This window comes from Jiangella sp. DSM 45060, assembly GCF_900105175.1.
GTDB lineage: Bacteria > Actinomycetota > Actinomycetes > Jiangellales > Jiangellaceae > Jiangella.
In genome coordinates this window covers 6870755-6892614 of the sequence record NZ_LT629771.1, presented here as the reverse complement: position 1 = coordinate 6892614, position 21860 = coordinate 6870755, and the positions used below count along the sequence as shown (strand labels likewise).

At 72.6% G+C, this 21860-nt stretch carries 28 protein-coding genes; 6 read left to right on the top strand and 22 right to left on the bottom strand.

Annotated elements, in window-relative coordinates:
* Positions 1-771 carry a sugar isomerase domain-containing protein gene (locus BLU82_RS31175; protein WP_092624716.1) on the top strand — a complete coding sequence of 257 codons (771 nt, stop codon included), beginning with the start codon at positions 1-3 and terminating at the stop codon, positions 769-771.
* On the opposite strand, the gene bla is transcribed toward BLU82_RS31175, so the two are convergent.
* Positions 772-1698, bottom strand: coding sequence for a class A beta-lactamase (gene bla / locus BLU82_RS31170; protein ID WP_092624715.1), 927 nt, complete (start codon positions 1696-1698; stop codon positions 772-774).
* A gap of 84 nt (positions 1699-1782) precedes the next feature.
* On the opposite strand from bla, the gene BLU82_RS31165 reads away from it, so the two are divergent.
* Together BLU82_RS31165 and BLU82_RS31160 are read left to right on the top strand one after the other, a co-directional pair.
* Positions 1783-2649, top strand: a complete 867-nt coding sequence (locus tag BLU82_RS31165; RefSeq protein ID WP_092624714.1) for a LysR family transcriptional regulator — start codon at positions 1783-1785, stop codon at positions 2647-2649.
* Positions 2646-3530, top strand: a complete 885-nt coding sequence (locus tag BLU82_RS31160) for a serine hydrolase (RefSeq protein WP_092624713.1) — start codon at positions 2646-2648, stop codon at positions 3528-3530. The genes BLU82_RS31165 and BLU82_RS31160 overlap by 4 nt, the downstream gene beginning before the upstream one ends.
* Here BLU82_RS31160 and BLU82_RS31155 read toward each other — a convergent pair.
* The 4 genes from BLU82_RS31155 to BLU82_RS31140 are packed head-to-tail and all read right to left on the bottom strand — an operon-like array spanning position 3517 to position 7292.
* Positions 3517-4461: an aldo/keto reductase gene (locus BLU82_RS31155; RefSeq protein ID WP_092624712.1), complete on the bottom strand. Its 945-nt coding sequence runs from the start codon at positions 4459-4461 to the stop codon at positions 3517-3519. The two genes, BLU82_RS31160 and BLU82_RS31155, sit on opposite strands and share 14 nt — an antisense overlap.
* Positions 4462-4485: 24 nt before the next feature.
* Positions 4486-6414, bottom strand: a complete 1929-nt coding sequence (locus tag BLU82_RS31150; RefSeq protein ID WP_172885741.1) for a GAF domain-containing protein — start codon at positions 6412-6414, stop codon at positions 4486-4488.
* Positions 6415-6454: 40 nt separating this feature from the next.
* Positions 6455-6823, bottom strand: coding sequence for a response regulator (locus tag BLU82_RS31145; RefSeq protein ID WP_197682589.1), 369 nt, complete (start codon positions 6821-6823; stop codon positions 6455-6457).
* 43 nt (positions 6824-6866) lie between these two features.
* Positions 6867-7292 carry a hypothetical protein gene (locus BLU82_RS31140; RefSeq protein ID WP_092624709.1) on the bottom strand — a complete coding sequence of 142 codons (426 nt, stop codon included), beginning with the start codon at positions 7290-7292 and terminating at the stop codon, positions 6867-6869.
* Positions 7293-7477: 185 nt separating this feature from the next.
* On the opposite strand from BLU82_RS31140, the gene BLU82_RS34580 reads away from it, so the two are divergent.
* Positions 7478-7639, top strand: coding sequence for a hypothetical protein (locus BLU82_RS34580; RefSeq protein ID WP_157741385.1), 162 nt, complete (start codon positions 7478-7480; stop codon positions 7637-7639).
* On the opposite strand, the gene BLU82_RS31135 is transcribed toward BLU82_RS34580, so the two are convergent.
* From BLU82_RS31135 to BLU82_RS31120, 4 genes are all read right to left on the bottom strand, one after another.
* Positions 7617-8279: a response regulator transcription factor gene (locus BLU82_RS31135; protein ID WP_092624708.1), complete on the bottom strand. Its 663-nt coding sequence runs from the start codon at positions 8277-8279 to the stop codon at positions 7617-7619. The genes BLU82_RS34580 and BLU82_RS31135 overlap by 23 nt on opposite strands.
* Positions 8280-8372: 93 nt before the next feature.
* Positions 8373-8726 carry a VOC family protein gene (locus tag BLU82_RS31130; RefSeq protein ID WP_092624707.1) on the bottom strand — a complete coding sequence of 118 codons (354 nt, stop codon included), beginning with the start codon at positions 8724-8726 and terminating at the stop codon, positions 8373-8375.
* Between the two features lie 53 nt (positions 8727-8779).
* Positions 8780-9631: a helix-turn-helix domain-containing protein gene (locus BLU82_RS31125; RefSeq protein ID WP_092624706.1), complete on the bottom strand. Its 852-nt coding sequence runs from the start codon at positions 9629-9631 to the stop codon at positions 8780-8782.
* Positions 9547-11217: a hypothetical protein gene (locus tag BLU82_RS31120; RefSeq protein WP_157741384.1), complete on the bottom strand. Its 1671-nt coding sequence runs from the start codon at positions 11215-11217 to the stop codon at positions 9547-9549. Before BLU82_RS31120 ends, BLU82_RS31125 begins: the two co-directional genes overlap by 85 nt.
* Positions 11218-11297: 80 nt before the next feature.
* Here BLU82_RS31120 and BLU82_RS31115 point away from each other — a divergent pair, with 80 nt between their 5' ends.
* Together BLU82_RS31115 and BLU82_RS31110 are read left to right on the top strand one after the other, a co-directional pair.
* Positions 11298-12095 carry a thymidylate synthase gene (locus tag BLU82_RS31115; protein ID WP_092624704.1) on the top strand — a complete coding sequence of 266 codons (798 nt, stop codon included), beginning with the start codon at positions 11298-11300 and terminating at the stop codon, positions 12093-12095.
* On the top strand, positions 12092-12550 hold the full coding sequence (locus BLU82_RS31110) for a dihydrofolate reductase (protein ID WP_092624703.1): 459 nt from the start codon (positions 12092-12094) through the stop codon (positions 12548-12550). The genes BLU82_RS31115 and BLU82_RS31110 overlap by 4 nt, the downstream gene beginning before the upstream one ends.
* 5 nt (positions 12551-12555) lie before the next feature.
* Here the strand turns inward: BLU82_RS31110 and BLU82_RS31105 are convergent, their stop codons facing one another.
* From BLU82_RS31105 to BLU82_RS31055, 13 genes are all read right to left on the bottom strand, one after another.
* The gene (locus BLU82_RS31105) at positions 12556-12894 is read right to left on the bottom strand and encodes a hypothetical protein (protein ID WP_092624702.1); all 339 of its coding nucleotides are present in this window, start codon (positions 12892-12894) and stop codon (positions 12556-12558) included.
* Positions 12891-13550 carry a metalloregulator ArsR/SmtB family transcription factor gene (locus BLU82_RS31100; RefSeq protein WP_197682588.1) on the bottom strand — a complete coding sequence of 220 codons (660 nt, stop codon included), beginning with the start codon at positions 13548-13550 and terminating at the stop codon, positions 12891-12893. The genes BLU82_RS31105 and BLU82_RS31100 overlap by 4 nt, the downstream gene beginning before the upstream one ends.
* The gene (locus tag BLU82_RS31095; protein WP_092624701.1) at positions 13547-13918 is read right to left on the bottom strand and encodes a DUF488 domain-containing protein; all 372 of its coding nucleotides are present in this window, start codon (positions 13916-13918) and stop codon (positions 13547-13549) included. The genes BLU82_RS31100 and BLU82_RS31095 overlap by 4 nt, the downstream gene beginning before the upstream one ends.
* Entirely contained in the window at positions 13915-14127 is a 213-nt protein-coding gene (locus BLU82_RS31090; RefSeq protein WP_092624700.1) for a hypothetical protein, read from the bottom strand. The genes BLU82_RS31095 and BLU82_RS31090 overlap by 4 nt, the downstream gene beginning before the upstream one ends.
* 157 nt (positions 14128-14284) lie before the next feature.
* On the bottom strand, positions 14285-14488 hold the full coding sequence (locus tag BLU82_RS34575; protein WP_157741383.1) for a hypothetical protein: 204 nt from the start codon (positions 14486-14488) through the stop codon (positions 14285-14287).
* Positions 14489-14528: 40 nt separating this feature from the next.
* Positions 14529-14837 (bottom strand): TraR/DksA C4-type zinc finger protein, encoded by a 309-nt coding sequence (locus tag BLU82_RS31085; RefSeq protein ID WP_092624699.1) that lies wholly within the window; start codon positions 14835-14837, stop codon positions 14529-14531.
* An 89-nt stretch (positions 14838-14926) separates the two neighbouring features.
* Positions 14927-15085 carry a hypothetical protein gene (locus BLU82_RS34570; protein WP_157741382.1) on the bottom strand — a complete coding sequence of 53 codons (159 nt, stop codon included), beginning with the start codon at positions 15083-15085 and terminating at the stop codon, positions 14927-14929.
* Positions 15086-15177: 92 nt separating this feature from the next.
* Positions 15178-16836, bottom strand: a complete 1659-nt coding sequence (gene ctaD, locus BLU82_RS31080) for a cytochrome c oxidase subunit I (RefSeq protein WP_092626584.1) — start codon at positions 16834-16836, stop codon at positions 15178-15180.
* A 287-nt stretch (positions 16837-17123) separates the two neighbouring features.
* Positions 17124-17864: a maleylpyruvate isomerase family mycothiol-dependent enzyme gene (locus BLU82_RS31075; RefSeq protein WP_092624698.1), complete on the bottom strand. Its 741-nt coding sequence runs from the start codon at positions 17862-17864 to the stop codon at positions 17124-17126.
* On the bottom strand, positions 17865-18701 hold the full coding sequence (locus BLU82_RS31070) for a fumarylacetoacetate hydrolase family protein (RefSeq protein ID WP_092624697.1): 837 nt from the start codon (positions 18699-18701) through the stop codon (positions 17865-17867).
* On the bottom strand, positions 18698-19768 hold the full coding sequence (locus BLU82_RS31065) for a cupin domain-containing protein (RefSeq protein ID WP_231947623.1): 1071 nt from the start codon (positions 19766-19768) through the stop codon (positions 18698-18700). The genes BLU82_RS31070 and BLU82_RS31065 overlap by 4 nt, the downstream gene beginning before the upstream one ends.
* Positions 19769-19806: 38 nt before the next feature.
* Complete coding sequence (locus tag BLU82_RS31060; protein WP_092624695.1) at positions 19807-20919, bottom strand: mandelate racemase/muconate lactonizing enzyme family protein; 1113 nt, start codon at positions 20917-20919, stop codon at positions 19807-19809.
* Positions 20916-21839: a malate dehydrogenase gene (locus BLU82_RS31055; RefSeq protein WP_157741381.1), complete on the bottom strand. Its 924-nt coding sequence runs from the start codon at positions 21837-21839 to the stop codon at positions 20916-20918. The genes BLU82_RS31060 and BLU82_RS31055 overlap by 4 nt, the downstream gene beginning before the upstream one ends.
* Between the last annotated feature and the right edge of the window lie 21 nt (positions 21840-21860).

Below are 21860 nucleotides of genomic sequence, written 5' to 3'. Positions count from 1 at the left end.
ATGACCACCGACGCCGAGACGATCGACCAGAACGCCGCCGCGCGGATCCTGCTGGCCGCGGCCGACCGGCTGATCGCCACCCAGGCCGACGCGATCTCCGCGGCCGCCCGGCTGATCGCCGACGGACTGCGCGGCGGCGGGCTGATCCAGGCGTTCGCCACCGGACACTCCCGCTCGATCACGGCCGAGATCGTCGGCCGGGCCGGCGGGCTGGTCCCGGCCAACGCGCTGTCGATCAAGGACCTCGTCATGTACGGCGGAGCCGACCCGCGCGAGATCCTCGACCCCACCGTCGAGCGGGACCCGGCGCTCGCACAGCGCATCCTCGACCTCGCCGAGCTGCACCCGAGCGACGTCTTCGTCATCACGTCGAACTCCGGCGGCAACGGCTCGGTCGTCGAGCTGGCCCGGCTGGCCAAGGCCGGCGGGCACCCCGTCATCGCGATCACGTCGGCTGAGCACAGCAGGCAGATCACCTCGCGGCACCCGTCCGGCCAGAGGCTGTTCGAGCTGGCCGACGTGGTCATCGACAACGGCTCGCCGCGTGGCGACGCCACCCTGGAGCTGCCCACGGGCGTCCGCATCACGCCGACGTCCTCGCTGACCGGCGTGCTGATCGCGCAGCTGATGGTGACGGAGGTGTGCGGGCTGCTGCTCGCGGCCGGCGCGGATGTGCCGGTGCTGGTCTCGGCGAACGTGCCGGAGGGCGACGCGCACAACGAGGCGTTGTTCGCCCGCTACGGCTCGCGGCTGCGCCCGTCCGAGCCGTGATCAGTCGCTGAACGCGTCGACGACGATCTCCGTCGCGGCGGCGATCAGCGCGGGGTCGGACTCCGCCTCCGGATCGAGCCGGTTGGAGTAGACGGCGAGCACGATCGGCGCGGCGCCCGGCGGCTCGATGACGGCGACATCGTTGCGCCCGCCATGCGTCGCGGAGCCGGTCTTGTCCGCGACGACCCAGCCGTCCGGCACACCGGCCCTGATCAGCTCGTCACCGGTGGTGTTGGCCCGCATGGTGTCGTGCAGCAGCGTCCGGTCCTCGTCGGTCAGCAGGTCGCCGAGCAGCAGGTCCCGGAGGTTGCCGGCCATCGCCCGCGGCGTCGTGGTGTCGCGCTCCTCGCCGGGCGCCCAGTCGCTGAGGCCCGGCTCGATGCGGTCGAACGACGTGGTCTCGTCGCCGAATCCGCGCACCGCGGCCTCCAGCCCGTCCGGGCCGCCGACCTGCTCGAACAGCAGGTTCGCCGCGGTGTTGTCGCTGAGCGTGATCGCGGCCTCGATGATCTCCAGCAGGGTCAGCCCGACGCCGGCGGCCGGCTCGGTGACCGGCGACCAGCCGACCACCTCGGCGGGGTCGACCTCGATCAGCTCGTCGAGGTCCGCGGGCTCGGTGACCTGCAGCACCGCGGCGGCGGACAGCATCTTGTGCGTCGACGCGAACGCGAACCGCTCGTCGGGACGGTGCTCGACCACCTGGCCGGTCCCGGTGTCGATCGCGTAGACGCCGAGCCGGGCCGCGTAGTCGTCCTCCAGCGCGGTCAGGGCGGCGGCGACCGCCGGATCCGTCGTCGGCGGGTTCGTGGTGCTCGGTGCGGCCGGGCTGGACGCGGCCGGGGCCGAGGCCGGCGGGGCGTCGTCCGCGCCGCACCCGGCGAGGAGGGCGGCGACGGCCGCGAGGACCGGCAGGGCGGTGAGTCGCATGCGACCAGCCTCGCCGCCACTCACCATGCGTGCAAAGACGGATACGGACGATTCCATGCCGATCCGGCATAGTACGGTGCGGTCATGGACCTCGTCGCCGCCTGCGCCGCGTTCGTCGCGGTGAGCGAGCGCGGCAGCTTCACCCAGGGTGCGGCCGCCATCGGCATCCCGCAGCCGGTCGCCAGCCGCCGGGTCGCCGCGCTCGAACAGCACCTCGGCGGCGTCGTCTTCGACCGCACGACCCGCCGCGCCGCGCTCACCGACTTCGGCCGCACCATGCTGCCCGCCGCGCGCCGCGTCCTCGACGCCGCCGACGACCTGCGCGCGGGCGCCGCCCGGGCCGGCTCCGCGCCGGTCGGCCTCGCGCTGCCCGTCGACCTCCCGCTCGCCGCGCTGGTCGACCTCGTCGCCGACGCCCGCGACGCCGGGGTCGCGCTGGTCGTCGAGCACGCCGAGCCGGAGCGTCGGCGCGAGCTGGTCCGCGACCGCGCCGTCCGCGCCGCCGTCCTGCCGGTGCCCGAGCCCGAGGCGCGGTGGACGGTGCCGCTCGGCCTCGCGACGCTGCGGCCGTCCGGCGCCCGGCGGGTGTTCCTCGCCTCGCTGCGGCCGGCCCGCGACGCCGGTGTGCCCGACCGCCGCATCTGGCTGCGGCCCGAGGACGACGTGCCGCACGTCGGCGACGCGCTGGCCCGGCTCGCCGTCGCCGCTGGGCTGCGCCCGTCCCAGCTGCGGGTGTCGTCGTTGGCCGGTGCGGTGGCCGAGGTCATCCGCACCGACGACGCCCTGCTGTGCACGCCGCGCGAGGCGGCCGGTTGCGGGCTGACGTGGCGGCCGATCGGCGACGCCTCGCTGGTCCGTGGGTACGCCGTCACCGCCGCCTCGGTGCTCGACGCCGACCACCTCACGACGACGCTCGGGCCACTGCTGGCCCGCTGTCTGGAGGCGTCGTGACGTCCCTGCACGAGTGGCGCGACCACCTCGTCGACGCCGGGCTGGCCGGCTCGTTCCTCGTCCGCGACCTCGACGACGGCACCGAGCTGGCCCTCGACGCCGACGTCGAGCTGCCGATCGCGTCGCTGGTCAAGCTGCCGCTGGCGCTCGCGACGCTGGAGCGCGTCAGGCGCGGCGAGCTGGACGGCGCGGCGCCGGTCGAGGTCGCGCCCGGCCGCGTCGACACCCCCGGCCCGACCGGCATCACCCGGTTCCAGCACCCGGCCCGCGTCGCCGTCGCCGACCTCGTCTACCTGAGCACGTCGCTGAGCGACAGCGCCGCCACCGACGCGCTGTTCGACCTCACGCCGCCGGCGCGGGTGGCCGCGGTCCTGCGCGACCTCGGCATCGACGGGTTCTCGCTGCGGCACCGCATGGACGTGCTCATGGCGACGCCGGCCGAGGCGCTCGACGGCGGGTTGCGGCACGACCTCGCCATCGGCACGACGGGGCGTGGCGGCGGCAGCCCGATCGCCGAGCTGGACGTCGCGCGGGCCAACACCGCGACCGCGCGGTCGCTGGCCGCGCTGCTCGCCGCGTTGTGGACCGGCGACGCGATCGACCCCGGCGTGGCGGCGCGGCTCCGGCAGCTGCTGGCGGCGAACGTGCACCGCAACCGGCTCGCGCCGGAGTTCGTCAGCGACGCCTCGACGTGGTCGTCCAAGACCGGGACGCTGCTCAACCTGCGGCACGAGGCCGGCGTCGTCGAGCACGCCGACGGCGGGCGGTTCGCCGTCGTCGCGCTGACAAGGTCGAGGGTCGCGGCGGCGGCCCAGCCGGCCGCGGAGATCGCGATGGGCCGCGTCGCCCGCGGCCTGCACGACGAGCTCAGGTCCAGGTGAGCGCGGAGCGGCCGGCCCAGTAGGCCTCCGGGTCCTCGGCGACGTCCGGTAGGTCGTCCGCCGCGCCGCCGGCGAGGTTGCTGCGCAGCTGGTCGACGGAGGTCGCGCCGCTCAGCGCGACGTCGGTGAACGGCTGCGCGAGCACGGCGGCCAGCGCCAGCGCGTCGGGGCTCGTCCCGGCCGCGTGCGCCGCGGCACGGACCCCCGTGACGTCGCCGCGATCGGTGAGCCGCCCATTCGCCACGGCCTCCTTGACGACGACGTACCAGCCGGCGTCGTGGGCCCGGGTCAGCGCCGGCCCGGCCGATGGCTCCAGCAGGTTCCAGGTGGCCTGGACCGCGCGGAACGGCGCCCGGCCGTCGGCCGTCAGGGCCAGCGCCCGCTCGATGACGGCCCCCTGGTCCGGGCCGCTGGCCGAGAACCCGGTCGCGACGCCGTCGCGCGCGAGCCGCGCCAGCGCGGCCAGCAGCCGGTCGTCGCCCAGGGCCGGGCTGTCCGAGGTCAGGCTGTGCACGAGGTAGACGTCCGGCGGCCCGCCGAGCGCGGCCAGCGTCTCCTGCCACTGCCGCTCGAACGTCTCGAGCGAGTGGTCCTTGACCTCGTGCACGTCGGCGTCGACGCGCCACCCGGCGGTGTACGTGTAGCCCCACTTCGAGCCGACGGTCAACTCGGCGCGGCGGCCCGGATGCGCGGCCAGCCACTCGCCGAGGAACCGCTCCGCCAGGCCGTACGACCGCGCCGCGTCGACGTAGCGCACGCCGGCGGCCCACGCCGCGTCGAGCACCGCGTGCGTGCGCGCCCGCAGGTCGTCGACCGTCACGCCGTCGCGGAAGTCGTCGCCGTGGCCGAGCGTGAGGTAGCCGGGCCGCCCCAGCGCCGCCAGCCCGAGCCCGATGCCGCGCGCCGCCGGCCGCGTCCCCTGCGTCGTCACCCGGCCAGCGTAGCGACGACGGCGTCACCCCGGCGTCAGTGGCAGCGCCGCCTCGAGCCGGGTGCCCTCGCCGGCCGGGCTGCTCACCACGATGCTGCCGCCGAGCGCCTCGACCCGGTCGTACAGGCCGGTCAGCCCGGTGCCGCGGGTCAGGGCGGCGCCGCCGCGGCCGTCGTCGCTGACCAGCAGCCACAGCTCGCCGTCGCGCTCCTCGACGGCCAGCTCCACGTGCGTCGCGTCGGCGTGCTTGACGGTGTTGGTGAGCGCCTCCGAGGCCACGTAGTACGCCGCGACCTCGACCGCGTCGCCGTAGCGGCGCTCCAGCCGCAGCGTCAGGTCCACCGGGACCGGCGAGCGGCGGGCCAGCGTGCGCAGCGCCGGGCCGAGCCCGCCCTCGGAGAGGATCGCCGGGTGGATGCCGCGCGACAGCTCGCGCAGCTCGTCCAGCACCGCGGTGACGTCCTCGGCGAGCCGGCCGAGCGCCGCGCCCAGGCCGGGCAGCTCGGCCGGAACCTCCGCCTGGACGTTGCGCAGCTCCAGCGCGAGCGAGACCAGCCGCTGCTGCGCGCCGTCGTGCAGGTCGCGCTCGAGCCGCCGCCGGGTGGCGTCGGCGGCGGCGATGACCCGGGCCCGCGAGGCGGCCAGCTGCCTGCGGTTCTCGGTGTTGGCGATGGCGGCGGCGACGATCTCGGTGAACGCGACCAGCCGCTCCTCCGTGTCAGGCGGCAGCAGTCCGGTGCGTGACGCCACGCCGATGCTGCCCCAGCATCGCGACTCCACGATGGTCGGACTGGCCACCGTCGACGTGATGTCCTCGCCGGACAGGCTGGGCGGCTGCTCGCCGCCGTCGGTGTAGTCGATCCGGGCCGACCGTCCGGTGCGGAGCACCCGCTCGATCACCGACGGGGTCTCCGGCCGCCAGCGCGCGCCCGGTCCGCGGCGCCGCGTGTCGCGCCAGCCGCGCGCCGCGAGGTACGTCGCCGTCCCGTCGCTCTCGAACCGCAGCACCGACGCGCAATCCGCCCCCAGCAGCCCGCACACCTGGTCGACGACCGCCCGGAACACCGGACTCGGGTCGGCGCCGCCGCGCGCGGCCAGCGTCGCCACCCGGCGCAGCGCGGCCTGCTCCTCGGCGTTGCGCATCAGCTCCGCGCTGGCCTCGGCGTTCGTGATAGCCGTCGCCAGCAGCTCGGTGAAATGCAGGATCCGGTCCTCGGTCCCCGGCGGGAACGCGCGCGGGTGCCGCGCCGACACGACGACGACGCCCCACATGCCCCCGCCGGTGACGACCGGGCAGCCGATGGACGAGCGGATGCCCAGCTCGCGGGCCAGCGGGCCGCCGGCGCCATTGGTGGCCGCCGCGTCGGAGACCCGGACCGGCGCGCCGGTCCGCAGCACGTCCCGGGCGACACGCGTCTCGTCCACCGGGACTCGCGCGCCGACCGGCAGCCGCGCCGGTATCCGCGTCCACGCGGCGACCCGGACCACCGTCCCGCCGTCCTCGTAGCGCCCCAGCCGGGTGAGGTCGGCCCCGCAGAGCTCGCCGATCTCCCGCGTCACGGCCTCGAACAACTCCGTCGCGGGTACCCCTTTCGCCGCCAGCGTCGCGACCCGCCGCAGCGCCGACTGCTCGGCCGCCAGCTCCTGCGACCGCCGCACGCTCTGGCGCAGCCCCGCTGCCAGCCCGGCCACCACCGCCGCCGTCGCCACGAACACCGCGAACGCCACCACGGCCGTCCCTTCGCTCTGCGGCGGCGCGATGAGCAGCACGAACGTGATGACGCTCAACGCCGACACCAGCGCCGCGGGGCCCACGCCCCACCAGAGCGCCACCGGCACGACGGCCAGCAGGTACAGGATCAGCAGCGCGCGCGGCGGCAGGTGCAGGTTCAGGAACGCGACCAGGCCGGTGACCAGCCCGACGAGGCCGACGCCGATGATCGCCCCACCCACCCACCGCCGCAGCGGCGAGTCGGTCAGTGATCCTGACGCCTCATTGCTCTCCTGACGCCACCACATCTCGCACGGCCCTCGCCGAGAGATCGGCCTTCCAGACGAATCCCGCCGCCGGGCTGGCCGACACCAGCTCCGCGACGTCGTCCTCGCGGCGGGTCGAGATCAGGACCACATGCGGGCGGCCGAACGGGTCGGCCGCCGCGATCCGGTGGACGAGGTCGAAACCGCTCTCCGTACCGAGGGCGATGTCGACCAGTACGACGTCGGGTCGCACGGCGCCGATGAGTTCGAGTGCCTGTGTCGTCGTGGTCGCTGTCCCCACCACCTCCAGGCCGCCGCGTTCGAGGCTGGAACGCGCCACGGCCAGGAATCTCTCGTTGTCATCAACGATGACACAGCGCCGCACCACCGCACCAGCATTGCACCAGAGCATCGGTCCGGCATTGCTGCTAACGGGAAAACCGGCGAGGGCCGAAGGTCCGCTCCGCATGAAACTCCCGCATGGCCGCGGCGGCGTCGCGCAGCCGCTGCGCCAGGTGCAGCGCCTGTTCGACGTCCAGGTCGTATTCCCCCACCTCGCCGCCGTCCCCGGTCAGCCGAACCCGCAGCAGACCGGTGTGGTGTTCGCCGTGCACGGTCGCCGACAAGCGTGGGTCGGCCGTGGGGACGGCGGCGAGCTGGCCGGCTTCGAGGGGGGCGCCGGCCTGGGGTGAGCCGGCGCGGGGGTGGCCGGCTGCGGGGTCGTGGCGCCAGGGGTCAACGTCGGGGGAATCCGGCTTCCGGCCGGGCATCACGACATCAAGGGTGCGATCCGGACGGGCATGGGGCGCGACGGCCGTCGCCGGGCCGTGGAAAGCGTGGGCCACGCGGCTCATCGGGACCTCCTCACACTCGAACGGAACGCTTGCATCGAGCCTCGTCCTGGGCGGCGGACGGCACATCGTGGCCAGCAGGAGTTCCGGGCTTCCAGCTAGCCGGTAGACGAGGCACCCGCTGACCCTGACGACGCGGACGCCGGTACGGCGCGATGCTGGACGGACGGGGTGAAAGGAGCCGAACCATGCTGGCCCACCGTGAGGACCTGTCGACCCGCGACCTGCTGTCGATGCTCAACGTGCCGCTCGAGGCCGTGCCGGCGGTCGTCCAGGAGACCGGCCGGCTGCTGGCCGCGCGCATCTCCGCCGCGTCCGCCGACGACGCTACCGCTGCTCCAGAAAGGTGAGCACCGCCAGCACCCGCCGGTGATCGTCCTCGCCCTCCGGCAGGTCGAGCTTGGTGAGGATGCTGCGCACGTGCTTCTCGATGGTGCCCTCGGTCACCCAGAGCCGACGCGCCACGCCGGCGTTCGAGCGTCCCTCGGCGACCAGCGCCAGCACCTCCCGCTCGCGCTCCGTCAGCACGGCCAGCGGATCGTGCCGCCGGTTCACGCCGACCAGCTCCTGCACCAGCGCCGGGTCGACGACGCTCGCGCCCCTGGCCACCCGCTCCACCGTGTCGACGAACTCCGCGACGTCCGTCACCCGGCTCTTCAGCAGGTAGCCGATGCCCTCGCCGCTGGCCAGCAGCTGCATCGCGTGCTCCACCTCGACGTGCGCCGACAACACCAGGATCGCCGTCGCCGGGTGGTCGCGCCGGATCGCGTGCGCCGCCACCAGCCCCTCGGTCCCGTGTTCGGGCGGCATCCTGATGTCGACGACGACGAGGTCGGGCTCGGTGCCCGCCACCAGCTCCATCAGTTCCGGCGCGTCGCCCGCCTGACCCACGACCACGATGCCGGACCGGTCGAACAGGCTGGCCAGCCCTTCGCGCAGCAGGACGTCGTCGTCGGCGATGACGACCCGTGTGCCGCTCGTTCCGGCCATCTCCTGCCCCCCGCGCCCGCGCACGGACCCTCACCCCAGTCTGACAGCGAACCGGCCGATGGGGTGGGTGCGATTTCAGGGGACGGCCGTCGGCTACGCCTGGGTCAGGTCCTGCACGAAGACGACGGTGTTGCCGGCCGGGTCGACCGCTTCGGCCGACTTCACGACTCCGTAGTCGGCCACCTCGCCCACGGCGACCCCGGCCACCGCGCAGGCCGAGCGCTGGACGTCGAGGTCACGGACGCCGACGACGACGGTGCTGCTACCGGAGGCGCCGGGGTCGGCGGACACCTGGATCCACGCGTTCTCGGCGAGCTGCCACTCGGCGACACCGTCCATGGGCTCGACGTCGGGGCCGCGCCCGATCCACTTCTGGTACCAGGCGACGGCCGCCGGGTGATCGGTGACGGGCAGCACGCCGACGACGTTGAGGAGGTTCGATTCCATGGACACCACCGTAGGGACGCCGGCGGACGGTGTCTTGGAGAAAAGTCCGCCGCTCAGTCGGTCAGGCTCGACGACTCCGGGAACGCGGTGGCGGCCAGGAAGCGGCGCGGCGAGACCCCCGCGAACTCCCGGAAGTCCGCGTCCATGTGCGAGTGGTCGTAGTAGCCGTACGCGAGCGCCGTCTGGCTCAGGCTGTCCTCAGCGCTGGGGAGCGCGGCCGCCAGGCGGCTGAACCGGACGATCCGGGAGAACAGCTTGGGCTTCACACCCACCTGGCGCTCGAACGACGTGGCGAAACGTTTCGGGGAGGCGCCGACGCGTTCGATGAGGCCGGCGATGGGTGTCGTGCCGCCGGTGCGCTCGATCTCGGCGACGGCGTAGGCCACGCCCGGGTCGGTGCGGGCGCCGTCGCCGAGCCGGTCGACGATCCAGCGGTGCACGAGGCGCAGGCGGGCCTCGTCGGAACCGGCCGCGGCGAGGCGCTCGGTGAGCCGGCGCGCCTCGCCGCCGCCGATGATGTCGTGCAGGTCGACGGCGGTGCCGGTCAGCTCCTGCTGCGGCAGGCCGAAGAGGGCGAGCGCACCCGCGGGGCGCAGCCGCACGCCGAGCAGGCGTGACCTCGTGGCGGGCGCCTCGATCACCAACGGCGCGACGAGGAGCCCGGTGAGCGACGCCGGCGGGCACGCGTCGGCGGGCTGTCCTTCGACGATGCGGAACGGTGCGGACGGCTCGTCCACCCGCACGATCAGGTCGAGCTCGCCCGTCGGGTAGTAGCGCTCGCGCCGGTTGAGCCGCCCGTCGAACAGCCAGATGGACTCGACTAGCCCCGCGAGCGCGCTGGGCCGGCAGGTGAGCTGCGTCCACGCGCCCAGCTCCGACTCCTCGCGACGGGAGACGACGTCCATACCGGCAGGCTACCGGCCGACTCGATGCGCGACTCCTGGATCCCCGTCCCCGTGCAGGGGTCGGGCGGTTCGGTCCGGTCGAGGCCGCGGCGCAGCCAGACCGGGTGATCGCAGACGGTCGCGAACCTGACGTAGTCCGTGGCGAGCGCCGCCGCGACACGGTGGGCGTCGAGGTCCCACGTCCCCAGCGCGTCCCACCCGACGACCCAGGCCGGGGCGCGACGCGGATCGGTGAGCGTCGCGGTGAGCAGGGCGAGCCGCGGGTCGAGGGTCCGGGCCGGGAGGCTCCACGCGTACGGGTAGGCGGGGCGAAGGCCCGAGGCGTTCACGACGTTCGCATGGGTGTAGAGGACCACCACCGAGTCGCCGCGCTCCGCGGCCCGCGCCAGCCACTCGCCGGTGGCCTGCACGGTGTTCTCCCTGGTCACCTGGACAGCGGCCGCGGGAGAGACGACCAAGGCCGCGACGACGGGCACGACGACGAACAGCCGCACCAGCCACCGGCCGCGGCTCGGCTGGACCGCGAGCACCCCGGCCGCCAGCGCCAGCATCGGGGCGAGGCCGATGAGGTAGTGCGGCGAGTAGTTACCGCCGAGGGCCACGCCCGCGACCTCGACCAGCCCGGCGGCCGCGCAGGCCAGGAACAGCGGCGAGCGCCGGCGGACCTGCCGGCGGCCCGCGACCACGACGGCGATCGCGAGCGTGACGATGCCGCTGAGCAGCGCGATGCCCAGCAACTCGCGCAGACGGATGTCCGTCCCGGCGTGCGCCCACCGCGCGATCACCATCGACGCGTCCACCCGGAAGCCGTACATGGCGTACACGAGGTCGCCGAGCCCGGTGTGCGTGTACGCCCATCCGGCGGCGGCCGCCGTCGGCAGCGCGAACCCGGCCCCGGCGGCCCCCGCGACGGCCAGCAGCCGGCGGCGCCGCACGCGCGCCGTCAAGCCCTCGGCGAGCCCGAACACCAGCAGGAAGACGGCCGCGTCCGCGAAGTTCTGCTTCGCCAGCACGGCCGCCGCGGCCGCGACCCCGGCCAGCGCGCCGAATCCCCACGCGGCGCGGCCGGACACCCGTCCGCGGAACGCGTGGATCCCCGCGGCGACGCCGACCATCGTCCAGGTCGCCGCCACCAGCTCGCCGTTCAGTGCGAACGTCTGTGTCAGCGGGGTGTTCATCAGGAAGAACGCCGCCCAGGCCGACCACATGGCCGCATGCGCGCCGCGGGCGGCCCACCCGGCCCAGCCCGCGGCCAGCACGAAGGCCGCCGCCAGGAGACCCGCCACGAGGCGGACCCCGTACGGGCCCAGCAGGTTCGCGACCCAGAACGTGGCGATCAGCCCCGGCGGGCGGTCGACCCATTGCGGGCCGTACAGGTACTCGCCGCCGCTGCTCCACCAGCGCGCCACCATCGCCAGCCCGCCCTCGTCGGACAGCAGCGGGCCGGTCACGTAGAGCAGGTGCAGGACGAGCGTGAGCAGGGCCGCGAGCGCGACGACGGGACCGGCCGGGCGCCTGACGCCGGCGCCCTCGCGCGCCACCCGCGGCGTCACCTCGGCCGTGCCGACGACCCGCTCAGTGACCACGATGCCCCCGATACCCACCGTAGCGGCGCACGGGCGTCCATCGTCCCGGGAAACGCGACTGCCTCGTCTAGGCTCGGGGTATGCCGGACACGCAGTACGAAGACCTGCTCCGCCACGTGCTCGACACCGGCGCCCGCAAGGGCGACCGCACGGGAACGGGCACGCGGTCGGTCTTCGGGCACCAGCTGCGGTACCCGCTGGCCGACGGCTTCCCGCTGGTCACCACGAAGAAGGTGCACTTCCGCTCCATCGCGTACGAGCTGCTGTGGTTCCTGCGCGGCGACTCCAACGTCACCTGGCTGCGCGACCACGGCGTCACCATCTGGGACGAGTGGGCCGCGCCCGACGGCGACCTCGGTCCGGTCTACGGCGTGCAGTGGCGCTCCTGGCCGACACCCGACGGCGGGCACGTCGACCAGATCAGCGAGGTGCTGCGCACGCTGCGCGAGAACCCCGACTCACGGCGCATCATCGTGTCCGCCTGGAACGTCGCCGACATCCCGCGCATGGCGCTGCCGCCGTGCCACGCGCTCTTCCAGTTCCACGTCGCCGACGGCAAGCTCTCCTGCCAGCTGTACCAGCGCAGCGCCGACCTCTTCCTCGGCGTGCCGTTCAACATCGCCAGCTACGCGCTGCTGACGCACATGATCGCCGCCCAGGTGGGCCTCGGCGTCGGCGACTTCATCTGGACCGGCGGCGACTGCCACATCTACGACAACCATGAAGAGCAGGTCCGCACCCAGCTGGCCCGCGAGGCGCGGCCGTTCCCGACGCTGGGCCTGAAGCCGGCGGACAGCCTGTTCGACTACACCTACGACCACTTCACGCTCGACGGCTACGACCCGCACCCCGGCATCAAGGCGCCGGTGGCGGTGTGATCGGGCTCGTCTGGGCGCAGTCCGCCAACGGCGTCATCGGCCGCGACGGCACCCTGCCGTGGCACCTGCCCGAGGACCTGAAGCACTTCCGCACCCTGACCGCGGGCGCGACCGTGCTCATGGGCCGGCGCACCTGGGAGTCGCTGCCGCCGCGGTTCCGGCCCCTGCCGGGCCGGCGCAACCTCGTGCTGTCGCGCACGCCGCAGGAGGGCGTCGAGACCTTCCCCGGCCTGGCGCAGGCGCTCGCCGCGGCGTCCGGCGACGTGTGGGTCATGGGCGGCGAGGCGGTGTACCGGGCGGCGCTGCCGCTGGCGGACCGCGTCGTGGTCACCGAGCTGCGCGAGTCCTTCGACGGCGACACCTACGCCCCTGACGTCGGACGTCCGCCCGACTCCACCGGCCCCTGGCAGGAGTCGTCGACCGGGCTGCACTACCGGCTGCTGACCTGGGGCTGAGCCCGTCAGGCCGAGATCACCAGCACGCCGCCGGCCAGCAGCGCGACCGCCTTGACGCCCTCGAGCGCCACGTAGGCGTAGTGCACCCGCGAGCGCGGCGGGTCCGCGCCGGCGAGGACGGCGTCGGAGCGGCGGGTCAGCCGCGGCCGGACGACGACGAGCTGCGCGAGCACCGCCTCGATGGTGTTCAGCGCGCGGAAGACCAGCCGTCCGATGCCGAGCCCGATGCGCACGGTCACGCCGGGAGCGCGGAACTTCAGCGGCGCCTCGACGAAGGAGATCGCGACCACCATGCCCAGCCACACGAACGTCACGGCGGCGGTCGTCGCCATGGCGCCCGTCATCGCCGCGGCCTCGGTCCGAGCTGGGCGACGCACAGGTCCGGTTCGACGAACGGGTTTAGCCGGTCGACCGTCGTGCCCGCGTCCCAGGCGTCGAGCGCGCCGCGCATGAGGCCGAGGTGCACCGGGCAGACCACGTCGGCGCCGGTCTCGGCGAGTTCCAGGAACGGGCAGTGCCGCAGCCCGATCTGCTCCTGGCCGTCAGTGACCTGGCGTTCCGGGGCGAAGCCCAGCCCGTGGAGCAGCTCGACCAGCCGGTCGACGGGCGCCGCGGGCGCCGAGGTCTCCGCCGCGTCGCTCGTGGCGAGGCGTTCGCCCCAGGCCCGGCCCGCCTCGACCGCGCGCGAGCGCGCGTCCGGCGTTCCCAGCAGCTGCTGCGCGAGGATCTCCGCCAGCAGGCGGTAGTGCCTGGGGCCGGTCGGGTCCATCCCCCGTACGGCGCGGTAGAGCAGCGGTGGCCGGCCGGGTGAGTGCCGAACGGGCCGCACCAGCTCGACCTGACCGCTCTCGGTGAGCGCGTTCAGGTGGAAGCGGACGGTGTTCGGGTGCACGTCCAGCCGGTCGGCGATGGAGGCGATACCCACCGGCGCGTCCGCCTGCCGCACCACCCGCAGCACGTCGCGGCGACGCCCCTGCGGCGGAGCGAGGGCCGGGCTCACGGGGCCTCCGCCAGTAGCCGCGCCAGCACCGTCAGATGACTCAGCTCCACCGCGCGCGTGGCCGTCACCAGCATCGTCGGACCCTCCGCGACGAGAGCCGCCACCTCGGCGAACGCGGCGGCGGCATCGCCGTCGGCCAGCTCCCGCTCGTAGCGGTGCGCGAACTCGTCGTACCGCTCGGGCCGGTGGTCGTACCAGCGCCGCAACTCGGTCGACGGCGCGACCTCGGGGATCCAGCGGTCGATCCTGGGGTCGTCGCGCCGCACGCCGCGCGGCCACAGCCGGTCGACGAGGACCCGCCGGCCCCGCCCGTCCGGTTCGTCGTAGACCCGGCCGATCCGCACGCCGTCAGCGCCGCTCGTGGTCATAAGACGGCCTGGGCCGGTGCCGCCACGACGGTCAGGAGGACGACAGAGTCCTCGGCCGCGGCGAGGCTGTGCCGCTCGGGCGGGATGATCAGGACGTCACCCGCACTCCCCTCCGCGGACCGCCAGCCCGCGGCCAGCTGCTCGTCGGCGACGCCGGCCAACGCCAGCGCCTCCAGTGCGGTGCTCGTGACGCCGTGCTCAGCTGTCATACGTCGAGTTTACACAACGTGCTGTTGTGTAAACTCGGGCGGGCCACGTCCGGCCTCGGGAGGCGGCCGGGGCCGGCGACGGCTACCCGAATGGGCAACAGGAGACCGTCGCGGCCCCGGCCTGTGTGAGTACTCGGCGCGGCTGCCACCAGAGGAATCAGCCCGTCGCGCCTTTCCGCGGCTTGATGAACGGCGTGCCTTCGTTCTTTTCGCGCTTGGCCGCTCGCTTCTCTTTCAGCGTCAGCTTCGCAGGCTTTTTGGTGTTGCTTCCGCGTGGCGTTTTGCCAGCCATTTCACTCGCTTCCCCTCGTCGGTTGGCGGGCTCATCCCGACCATAGCCCACGCGTCGAGAAAAGGCCATTCTCCATTCTTCCCGGAAAATGGCCGCGGAAAAGGCGCGACTACACGCCCGCGCAGCGGACGCAGACGCTCGTCCAGGGACGCAGTTCGAGACGTTCCGCCGGAATGCGTTTCCGGCAGCGTTCACACAGACCGAAAGTGCCGTCCGCCAGCCGTTGCCTGGCGGCCCGGATCTCGGCCAGGATCCGTGCGACCGTCTGCCTGTGGGCCGAGGCCGGCGTCGGATCTCCATCGCACGGCGGCGGCAGGTCGTCGAACTGACGTTGCCGGCTGGTCTCGGCGTCCTTCAACACTGTGTCGATGCCCTGACGAACGTCGGCAGGGATGGTCTGGGGTTCGTGGGTGTTCATGTCCTGTCCTCGGCAGCTGGATCAGCGCGCCCGAGGGCGCGCTCGGCCACCGTGCGCCTGCGGCAGGCGGGCACGGTTTCGGAGCAGGACTACGCCGGCGGCGCGCGGTCGACGCTGCGGCGCAGGACATCGAGGCCGCGCATGCCGCGAGCCGACTGAGCCAGCTCGAGCGCCAGAAGCGCGGCTCCCGACGGCACGTGGGCGGGCTCGGCCGAGGCCTTCTGCGCCGACGCCCAGGTGTGGATCATGTTTCGACCATAGCAACGAATCTCGACGTCGGCGAAGTACGGACACCAAGCCTCGGGAGCCGTGGACTCCATTCCGGCGATCACGGACGTTCTCAAGCCGTATCCGGGTTCTCCCCGTCGTCGTCTCCGACGTCCGGCGGGCCGAGCGTCTGGGTGAGTGGCCCCGCACGCGTGGGTTTCTTCTCGGCCAGGCCGGCGGCCTCGGGGTACTTGAGATCGAACGCCGGCCGCTCGCTGCGCACCCGCGGCAGCGAGGTGAAGTTGTGCCGCGGCGGCGGGCACGACGTCGCCCACTCGAGCGAGTTGCCGAAGCCCCACGGGTCGTCGACCTCGACCTTCGGCGCCAGCCGCGACTGCCACACGTTCCACAGGAACGGTAGCGTCGACGCGGCGAGAACGAACGCGAACACCGACGAGAACTGGTTGAGGAAGGTGAAACCGTCCTCGGGCGCGTAATCGGAGTAACGACGCGGGAAGCCCTCGACACCCAGCCAGTGCTGCACCATGAACGTGCCGTGGAAGCCGATGAACAACAGCCAGAAATGGATCTTGCCGAGGCGTTCGTCCAGCATGCGGCCGGTGAACTTCGGCCACCAGAAATAGAACCCGGAGAACATCGCGAACACGACGGTGCCGAACACCACGTAATGGAAGTGCGCCACCACGAAATAGGTGTCGGACACCTGGAAATCGAGCGGCGGCGACGCCAGGATGACACCGGTCATCCCACCGAACAGGAACGTCACGAGGAACCCGAGCGCGAACAGCATGGGTGTCTCGAACGTGATGGACCCACGCCACATGGTGCCGATCCAGGCGAAGAACTTCAGCCCCGTCGGGATGGCGATGAGCATGGTCATCGCCGCGAAGAAGGGCAGGTTGACCGCCCCCGTGACGTACATGTGGTGCGCCCACACCGACACCGACAGCATGGCGATGAACAACGTCGCGAACACCAGGCCCTTGTAACCGAACAAGGGTTTTCGACTGAAGACCGGTATGACTTCGGTGATGATGCCGAAGAACGGCAACGCGATGATGTAGACCTCGGGATGGCCGAAGAACCAGAACAGGTGTTGCCAGAGGATGGCGCCGCCCACGGTGGGGTCGTAGATGTGGGTGTCGAGGGTCCGGTCGGCGAGCATCGCGAACAGCGCGGCCGCGAGCAGCGGGAACGCGATCAGCACCATGATGCTGGTGATGAGGATGTTCCAGGTGAAGATCGGCATCCGGAACATCGTCATGCCCGGCGCGCGCATGCACACGATGGTGGTGATGAAGTTGACCGCACCGAAGATGGTGCCGAAACCGCTCATCGCCAGACCCGCGACCCACAGATCGCCGCCGATACTCGGGCTGTAGACGGTGTTGTGCAACGGCGCATAGGCGAACCAGCCGAAATCGGCCGCACCGCCAGGGGTGATGAAGCCGGCGCAGACGATCAGCCCGCCGAACACGAACAGGTAGAAGCTGAACATGTTCAGCCGCGGGAACGCGACATCCGGCGCTCCCATCTGCAACGGCACGATGATGTTGCCGAACCCGATGAACAGCGGCGTCGCGAACAGCAGCAGCATGATCGTGCCGTGCATGGTGAACAGCTGGTTGTACAGCTCGTCGCTGACCACCTGACGCCCGGGCGAATACAGCTCCGCGCGGATGAACAGCGCCAGCACCCCGGCGAACAGGAAGAACCCGAACGACGCGATCAGGTACATGTACCCGATGATCTTGTGGTCGGTGGACGTCATCCACCGCACCACCACGTTGCCCTTCCGCCTGGACCTGACGACCCCGTCGCGTGCGGCGGCTGTGCGCTCCAGAAACGTGGTCACCGGTCACCTCCCGGTATCGCCGTGCCACCCCCGTCGCCGACCGGCCGCGACCTGAGTCCTCGATCGACCCGTCAGCCCATCGTCGCCAGTTCCCCATTCTGCGACCGTCACTCGCCCTCCACCACCCCTCCACCGGCGCAGAGTTGCCAGGCGTCCCGGGACGGGCAGCAGGGTCCGTCGTCACCACGTCGGGTCGGCGCCGGTCAGAGCCAGACCGGCGCCGTCGGCACCGCCGTTCCGTCGAGGGCACTGACACCGGCGGCTCCGCGGCCGGTCGCCCATCGCGTCACGGCCGCAGCGGTTCCGACGACACCGGCGTCCATGTGCGGCGGCACGTCACGACCATCGTCGAGCTTCCGGTCGGTGATGACGAGGGTGGGCGGGAGCGTCCGACGCCGTGACCATGCGGCTCGCACATCGTCGAGCAGCCGGTCGAGGAGCGGCGCCGGCATATCCTCGAAGCGGCCCCCTGCGTCGAGGTCGATGGCGTGGATCCACACCTCTCGCGTCCTCATCCACACGGTCTCCCGGGCCGGCACTCGTCTGCCCTGGGCGGTGACGACCTCGGTCCCCCACGACGCGTCGTCGAGATCGCGCCATTCCACGTTGAGGTGGATCGCGGCGTGATCGGAGAGGTGACGCAGCGCGGTCGCCGGCAGGGTCGCCGCCAGGTCGATCTCCCGATCCCGTGCTGCCGGCGACGAGTACATCGGTGTCTCCACGCCACTGGCGGCCCACGCCGTGAGCCGGGTCAGTGCGCGGGCGTTGAGGCCGACGTGGGCGACGATGTGGCGGCGGCTCCATCCCGGCACCAGCGACGGGGCGTCCAGTTCCTCGTCGCGGAGGTCACGGAGGAAACGGGAGAAGTACGCCTGTCCGCGGCGGGCGAGGAGCAGGGCCCCGGCCAGCGCCGGATCGTCGGTCCGGTCGGTGCGCGCCGCCACCTAACCCTCGATCCGGACGAGGTTGGACTGCTCCCCCAGACCGTCGATGGTGGTCCGCAGCCGGGATCCGTCCACGAGGAAGCGCGGGGGTGTGCGCGCATGGCCGACGCCACCGGGCGTGCCCGTGGCGATGACGTCCCCGGGGTTCAGCGTGACCAACTCCGACACGTAGGCGATCAGGTCGGCCGGATCGAAGACCAGATCGTCGATCCGGGCCGACTGCATCACCTCGCCATCGACCGTGGTGCGCACCTCCGCCGACGTCGAATGCACATCGGGCGTCACGAGGAACGGACCGAAGGGCGTCGACGCCTGCAGCGTCTTGCCCTGGAGCCACTCCGCCGTGCGGTACTGGTAGTCGCGCATCGTGACGTCGTTGAGGACGGCGTATCCGGCGATGCAGGCCGACGCGGTGTCCCTGTCGACGCGGAAGCACGGCGAGCCGACGACGACCGCCAGCTCGCCCTCCCAGTCCAAGGCCCGCGCCAGGCGGCCGGGCACCACGATGTCGTCGTATGGCCCGGTCACCGCCTCGGGGAACTTGGCGAACAAGGTCGGGTACTCGGGTCGTTCGCGGCCCATCTCGCGGATGTGCGCGGCATAGTTCAGGCCGACACAGATCACCTTGCCGGGCCGCGGGACGACCGGGGCCCACCGCCGAGGCTCGATGCCATCGAGCGCCTGGGCCGGCCCGACCGCGGTCTCCGCGCGCACACGCCACTGCGGATCGCGCAACAGGGCGCCGACGTCGGCGGCATCGGCGATCTCCACCACCGCGGCGTCATCGACGCGCACGGCCACCGTGTGATCGCCGACTCGCAGGGTCGCCAGTCTCATCGTGACACTCCCTCGATCAGGGTCCGTGCGAATCCGAGTCGCTCCATCACCGGGGCGTCGCTGAATCGGAACAAGTCGAACGACGTCTGGGCTGAAAGAGACCAAGCGGTCCAGCTGGGGACGACGAACAGGTCGCCCTTGGTGATGGCGTGTTCGACGCCGTCGAGGGTGACGCGGCCCGCGCCGTCGAAGACCTGCCACACCGACGACCCGACCTCCTGGCGGGCGCGGGTACTGGCGCCGTCGCGCAACCGGTGGAACTCGCACCGGATCGTGGGCATCACGTCGCCGCCGGTCGTGGGGTTGGAGTACCGGATCGCCGCGTGGCCCTGCTCCACCGTGGCCGGCTGGCCCTCGTCCTCGAGCAGCAGCTGCTCGGTGAGCGCGGCGTCGGTGTGCTCCCATCGGTAGGCGGTCAGGGGCGAGCTGCTGCTGTCGTCGAGGACGGACATCGGCCGCAGCCCTGGATGAGCCCACAGCCGCTCGGCTCGGGCGACCGATGGCGACGCCTCGTCGGTGACCCGGTCCGATCCGTACTCGAAGAACCCGACGTCGGTCTTGGCCGCGAACGGGATGTCGAGGCCGTCGATCCAGGCCATCGGCCGGTCGGTGTCGTTGTGATGCCCATGGAAGTGCCATCCGGGCGTCAGGAGCAGGTCGCCTCGGCGCATCGCGACCGGGTCACCGTTGACGACGGTCCAGACCCCTTCGCCCTCGACCACGAACCTGAACGCGTTCTGCGAGTGCCGGTGCTCCGGCGCGGTCTCGTGTCCACCGAGATACTGGATCGCCGCCCAGAGCGTCGGCGTCGCGTAGCCGGTCCCGGGGAGCCCGGGGTTGGCCAGGCCGATCGCCCGTCGTTCGCCACCTCGCCCGACAGGGACCAGCCGCCCGGATCGTTCGGCGATGTCGAGAAGTCTCGTCCACCGCCACACGTGCGGTACCGCCGCAGGCGTCGGCGTGAGCGGTTGCAGGTCCTCGCGCTGGGTCCACAAGGGGGCCAGGTCGTTGTCCTCGATGTCCTGGTACAGCTGAGCAAGCTCCGGAGAGTCCACGTCAGACGTCATCTCCTGCATCGTTACCTCCGAGTCGTGGTGATCGTCTTCTACGGCACGGTGAAGCGCTCGACCAGGTCCTGGCGCAGCGTCAGTCCAAGTCCCGGCGCATCGCCGACGGCCAAGCGCCCTTCGTGGGGCTCGACCGCGTCGTGATAGATCAGCCGCGCCACCTCCCAGCCCTGGAGGTGGAACTCGACCGGTCCGCTGCGGGCCACGCCGGCGTAGAGGTGGGCGTTCAGATGGGGCCAGTTGCCGCCCATGGCCACCGGGAGGTGATGTGCCTCGGCGATGGCCATGGCCCGCCGGGCGCCGGTGAAGCCGCCCAGGTCACGGACGTTGGGCTGGGCGATGTCGATCGCGCCCGACGAGACGAGGTGATGGAAGGTGGCCACGTTCCCCATGCCCAGGCTTCCTCCCGCGATCGGGATGGCGATCCGGTCTCGTGCCTGCGCCATGAGGCTCGGATCGCCGAGCGTGACCGGATCCTCGAACCACGTCAGATCGCACTCGCCGACGGCGTCGGCCAGCGCGACCGCCTGGGGCAGGGTGAGCCGCTTGTTCGCGTCGATCATGAGGTCGACGTCGGGTCCGACGGCGGCACGGACCGCATGAATCCGCTCGGCGTCCGCGCGCAGGCTCTGGTTCCGCCGGCTCGCGCCCTGCCCGGCCTGCGCGCCGACCACCAGTTTCAGGCCCCGATGCCCATCGCCCACCAACTGCTCGGCCAGCCGCACGAGCTCGGTCCGGCAGTAGGCCGGCAGGCCGAAGGTCACATAGGCCTCGACCTCGGCGCGGGCGCCCCCGAGGAGCTGCCACACCGGGGTCTGCGTCCGCTGGCCCAGTGCGTCCCAGACGGCGATGTCGACCAGGCTCGCGGCGGTCGCCCAGGCCCCGGTCGTCGGGCGGTGCGGCATCCGTTGTTCGAGGATCTCGCGGACTGCTTCGGGCCGGGCGGGGGCTCCCACCAGGAGTGGTGTGGCCTCGTCGCGGAGATACGCGAGCACGGCCGATGCCATCGGAGCGAAGAACAACGCGTGCCCACTCGCCCCGGCGTCGGTGTCCACCTCGGCCAGGAGCAACGGAACGAGACGGGGAGCCGGGCTCAGCGGCAGCGTGACCGGGACCTCGAGCCGGCGCGCCCGGAGGGCTGTGATCCTCACGCGTCCTCCCGTTCCCGCGCGAGGGCGTCCCGCAGGGCGTCGACCGCCCGGCCCACCGCGGCGCCGGCGCGGTGCATGCCCGCCTCCTCGGCGCCGGTGAGCCCCAACTCGACCACCGCCGGCCGGTCGCCGGACAGGTCGACCGGAACGCCGAGGGCGACGCCGGTCAGGCCGTGTTCACCGCCCAGCAGCCTCGAACACGGCAGCGGTGCCGACCGGCGGTTCCACCAGGTGTCGATCACCCGATGGAGCCCCGCCGCCGACGCCCAGCCGGTGGACCGACCCGGCTGGAGCCCTTGGTAGGAGCGGAACCATTCGGCCAGGTAGCTGTCGATCGGCGGCCGGTCGCGTGGAGAGATCGAGCGTGCGCGTCCGTCGACCGTCACGGCGGAGTAGACGGGCACCTGAGCGCCACCGTGCTGACCGAGGTTCCAGCCCTCGACCCGGCCGATCTCGACGCCGAAGTGCCTCGCCAGCGCTGCCCGGAATCGGAGCGTGTCGTTGAGGCTGAACCCGAGGACCTGGTCGGCACGCAGCGATCCGGAGTCGACGACGAGGGTGGTGATCGCATCGACCGGGTTGGTCGCGACCACCACGAGGGCGTCGGGTCGAGCGAGCCGGAGATCGGGCAGCAGCCCGGCGAGGAGTCCCGCGTTGCGAGTCACCATGGCGGCGCGGTCCGGGCCCGCCGGCGCCGAGAGCGAAGCGGCCAGGACCACCACGTCGGCCTCCGCGAGCGCGGCGCGCGACCCGATGCGCACTCCAGGGTGTGCCCCGAGTCCGCGAAGGTGGTCCAGATCCATCAGCTGGGCCTGCAGGGCGCCGGCGTTGACGTCGACGAGGACCAGCTCGCCCGCCGGAGCCGAGACCAGCCAGTGGAAGGCGAAGGCCGACCCGACCGTCCCCGCAGCGCCGATCACGGCGACCAGCGGACCCGCACC